3 protein-coding genes are annotated in these 2,465 nt (G+C 80.7%); all 3 read left to right on the top strand.

What is annotated here, in order from left to right; genetic code table 11:
* Positions 1-2: 2 nt before the first annotated feature.
* Genes ACRYM2_RS23065 through ACRYM2_RS23055 form a run of 3 tightly spaced genes read left to right on the top strand, consistent with a single transcriptional unit; the run spans position 3 to position 2,186 of the window.
* Positions 3-770 carry a DUF4397 domain-containing protein gene (locus ACRYM2_RS23065; protein ID WP_432525036.1) on the top strand — a complete coding sequence of 256 codons (768 nt, stop codon included), beginning with the start codon at positions 3-5 and terminating at the stop codon, positions 768-770.
* A complete protein-coding gene (locus tag ACRYM2_RS23060) occupies positions 767-1,447 on the top strand; it encodes a class F sortase (protein WP_432525035.1) in 681 nt (226 codons plus the stop codon). Before ACRYM2_RS23065 ends, ACRYM2_RS23060 begins: the two co-directional genes overlap by 4 nt.
* A 46-nt stretch (positions 1,448-1,493) precedes the next feature.
* Positions 1,494-2,186 (top strand): RNA polymerase sigma factor, encoded by a 693-nt coding sequence (locus ACRYM2_RS23055; protein ID WP_432525034.1) that lies wholly within the window; start codon positions 1,494-1,496, stop codon positions 2,184-2,186.
* Positions 2,187-2,465: the final 279 nt, after the last annotated feature.

The raw sequence follows: 2,465 nt of genomic DNA, 5'->3' as shown, positions 1-2,465 counted from the left end.
CGGTGGCCGCCGCCGGCACCGCCTCGGCGGCCACCGGCAGCGCCACCGTCTCGGTCCTGCACGGCGTGCCCGACCTTGCCGTCGACGTGTACGCCAACGGCAGCGAGCTCGTCCCCGACTTCGCCCCCGGCACCCTCACCGACCCCCAGCAGCTGCCCGCCGGCAGCTACGACCTCGCCGTCTACCCGGCGGGCGCCGACCCGGCGACCACCCAGCCGGCGATCCGCGCCGACGACGTGCAGGTGCCCGTGGGCGCCGACGTCACCGTCGTCGCGCACCTGGACGCCGCCGGCGCGCCGACGCTGACGCCGTTCGTCAACACCCCCGCCGACCTCGCCGCCGGGCAGGCCGAGCTGACCGTCCGCCACGTCGCCGCCGCCCCGGCCGTCGACGTGCGCGCGGGCGGGCAGCCGGTGCTCACCGGACTGAGCAACCCCGGCGAGGCCAGCGCCACCGTGCCCGCGGGGACGGTGAGCGCCGACGTGGTGCTGGCGGGCACCGACCAGGTCGCGCTCGGCCCGGCCGAGGTGTCCCTGGAGGAGGGCGCCGAGACGATCGTCTACGCCTGGGGCTCGGCGCAGGCGGCGAACCTCGCGCTCGCCACCCAGGTCGTGCGCGGCGGCGGGTCCGCGCCCGGCGGGGTGCCCGCCGGCGAGGCGGGCCTGGCCGAGGGCGGCTGGCCGGCGTGGACCGCGGGTGCCGGCGCCCTCGCCGTCGGCGGCGCCCTCGCGCTCACCCTGTCCGCGCGCCGCTCGCGCGCGGCGGCGTGAGGCGCACGCCCCCCGCCGCAGCGCCCCTGGCCCTCGCCCTGTCCGGTGCCGCGCTGCTGGGCGGGTGGTGGCAGTCGCGGCCGGACGAGGGGTTCACCACCTCCCCGACGCCGGTGCCCGCCGTCGCCACCTCGGCGGGCACCGGTCCCCCACCGGCCGCGGACCCGGCCGCGGTCCCGGCGGCGGACGCGCCCGCCGTCGGGCGCCGCGACGCCGCACCGGTGCCGCCGCCCGCGGCACCGGTGCCCGTGCGGGTCCGGCTGCCCGAGCTCGGCATCGACGCCCCGGTGGACCCCGTGGGCGTCGACGCCGCCGGGGCCGTCGAGGTGCCCGCCGACGGGGACCGGGTGGGCTGGTACCGCTGGAGCGCACTCCCGGGCGAGGTCGGCAGCACCGTCCTCGTCGGCCACGTCGACACCCGCGCCGAGGGCCCCGGGGCGCTGTTCCCGCTGGCCCGCACCGCGCCGGGCGCCCTCGTCGAGGTCGTCCTCGACGACGGGACCACCCGGGCCTACGCGGTCGTGGAGCGGCGCTCCCACCCCAAGGCCGAGCTGCCCGCGGAGCTGTTCTCCCGCAGCGGCCCGCCCGGTCTCGTCCTCGTCACCTGCGGCGGGGACTTCGATCCGCGCACGCGCAGCTACGCCGACAACGTCGTGGTGCGCGCCGCGCCCCGCTGAGGGGTTCGGCGTGCGCGGCGGGCCCGCCTGCCCCACCGTGTCCTGCGTGAGCCGTCGCGCCGACGTCGGCCGGCCGCGCCTGCTGGGCGCACCGGCCGCCGACGACGACGCCCCCGGCGCGGCCCCCGGCGCGGCCCCCGGCGCGGCGATGGCCGACGGCGTGCCGCCCAGCGGTCTCGGCGGCGCCGACGACGCGCAGCTGGGCGCCGCGCTGGCGGCCGGGGACGAGCGGGCGCTCGCGGAGGCGTTCGCCCGGTGGGCGCCGATGGTGCACGGCCTGGCCCGGCGCAAGCTGCCGGCCGAGGACGCCCAGGACGTCGTGCAGGCCGTCTTCGTGGCCGCCTGGCGCTCGCGGGAGCGCTTCGACCCCGAGCGCGCCTCGCTGCCCGCGTGGCTGGTGGGCATCACCCGCCACCGCACCGCCGACGTGCTCGCCGCCCGCGCCCGCACCGAGGTGCCCACCGACCCGGACGGGTTCACCGGCGCCCTCGGCGACGGGCCCGGCGGCGGGGTCCACGACCCGCACGAGGGCGCCGCCGAGCGCATCGTCCTGCTCGACGAGGTCGAGCACCTCGACGAGCCGCAGCGCACCCTCGTGCGGCTGGCCTTCTTCGAGGAGCTCACCCACACCGAGATCGCCGCCCGCACGGACCTGCCCCTGGGTACGGTGAAGAGCCACCTGCGGCGGTCGCTGCGCCGGCTGCGGGCACGGCTGGAGGACGACAGTGCCGGTTCCTGAGCAGGACGCGGTCGCGGACCACCTGTCCGAGGACCGCGCCGTCGACGTCGCCCTCGGCGACCCGCTGGAGGACGCCGAGCGCGCCCACCTGGCCGGCTGCGCGCGCTGCCGCGCGGAGGTCGAGCAGTGGCGCTCGCTGGGGCGGGCGGCCCGCTCCGACGAGCGCGTCGAACCCGTCGCGGGGGGGGGGGGGGGGGGGGGGGGGGGGGGGGGGGGGGGGGGGGGGGGGGGGGGGGGGGGGTGGGCGCGGGAGGGGGGCCCGCGGTCCGCCCGGGGCTG

Source organism: Kineococcus aridisoli, assembly GCF_050871885.1.
In the GTDB taxonomy this organism is placed as follows: Bacteria; Actinomycetota; Actinomycetes; order Actinomycetales; family Kineococcaceae; genus Kineococcus.
Note: the sequence above shows the minus strand (reverse complement) of the source record. Positions and strands in the feature narration are given on the sequence as shown.